Source organism: Burkholderia sp. BCC1640 (genome assembly GCF_902833125.1).
Lineage (GTDB): Bacteria > Pseudomonadota > Gammaproteobacteria > Burkholderiales > Burkholderiaceae > Burkholderia > Burkholderia diffusa.
This window is the reverse complement of the sequence record NZ_CADFEF010000084.1, coordinates 1-1454: the sequence shown is the minus strand read 5'-3', so window position 1 is coordinate 1454 and position 1454 is coordinate 1. Positions and strand designations below refer to the sequence as shown.

Below are 1454 nucleotides of genomic sequence, written 5' to 3'. Positions count from 1 at the left end.
CCCGTTACTATCTTCGTGCCCCGATAATCGGGGCTTTGGCCAGCCAGGCCCGGCATGATTCTCGCCCCCAGTCGCAGTCATGATCCGGGGGGTGTTGTCACCGGGCCTGGTGGGTGGCTGGTGATCGCTGATAGGGGTTTGGCCGGGATATCCCGACGCCGTCCGTAACGTGGATGCCGAGACTTGCCACCGTTGTTGCAGGCCAATCCGTTCACTCTGCTCATACTTCGATGCAAGACACTCAACAACATGGTGCCGTCGATGTCTTCGTCGGCGTCGATGTCGGTAAAGGCCAGCATCACGCCGTTGCGCTCGATCGGAACGGCAAGCGTCTGTACAACAAGGCGCTACCCAACGACGAGGTCAAACTGCGAGCTCTCATCGCCGAACTCAAGACTCACGGTCGATTGCTGTTCGTCGTCGATCAGCCTTCCACCATCGGCGCGCTTCCGGTGGCCGTCGCCCGCGCGGAAGGCGTATTCGTCGCCTATCTGCCCGGACTGGCCATGCGCCGCATCGCCGATCTGCATGCAGGTGAAGCCAAGACCGATGCCCGCGACGCCGCGATCATTGCCGAAGCCGCCCGCTCGATGCCGCATACGCTGCGCTCACTTCGATTGGCCGACGAGCAGCTCGCCGAGCTCACCATGCTGTGCGGCTTCGACGATGATCTCGCCGCTCAGGTCACTCAAACCAGCAACCGCATTCGCGGCCTGCTCACCCAGATCCATCCGGCGCTCGAGCGCGTTCTCGGACCGCGCCTCGACCATCCGGCGGTGCTCGATCTGCTTGAGCGCTACCCATCACCCGCCGCGCTTGCCGCAACCAGCGAGAAGACGCTCGCCAACCGCCTGACCAAGCTCGCGCCCCGCATGGGCAAAAGCTTGGCGGCTGAGATCGTTCAGGCTTTGCACGAACAAGCCGTGATCGTGCCCGGCACACAAGCTGCCACCATCGTCATGCCTCGTTTGGCCCAGCAGCTTGCGGCTTTGCGTAAGCAGCGTGACGAGGTCGCTGCCGAAGTGGAGCGACTGGTGCTTGCTCACCCTCTTTGGCCGGTCCTGACCAGCATGCCGGGAGTCGGCGTCAGGACCGCCGCCAGACTCCTGACCGAAGTCGCCCACAAAGCCTTCGCTTCGGCTGCACACTTGGCGGCCTACGCTGGCCTTGCCCCGGTCACCCGGCGCTCAGGCTCGTCTATCCGAGGCGAACATCCATCCAGACGCGGCAACAAGGTGCTCAAGCGCGCCTTGTTCCTATCCGCCTTCGCAGCCTTGCGAGACCCCGTCTCGCGGGCCTATTACGCGCGCAAGATCCAGCAGGGCAAGCGCCACAACCAAGCGCTCATCGCGCTCGCACGGCGACGCTGTGACGTCCTGTTCGCCATGCTGCGCGACGGCACCATTTACCAACCCAAGTCAGCCCCTACCGCTTGACGAAACACATAGGGGCAC

1 protein-coding gene is annotated in these 1454 nt (G+C 63.6%); it reads left to right on the top strand.

What is annotated here, in order from left to right:
* The first annotated feature begins 230 nt into the window (after positions 1-230).
* Positions 231-1436 (top strand): IS110 family transposase, encoded by a 1206-nt coding sequence (locus HWX25_RS32540; protein ID WP_175912686.1) that lies wholly within the window; start codon positions 231-233, stop codon positions 1434-1436.
* The last annotated feature ends 18 nt before the right edge of the window (positions 1437-1454 follow it).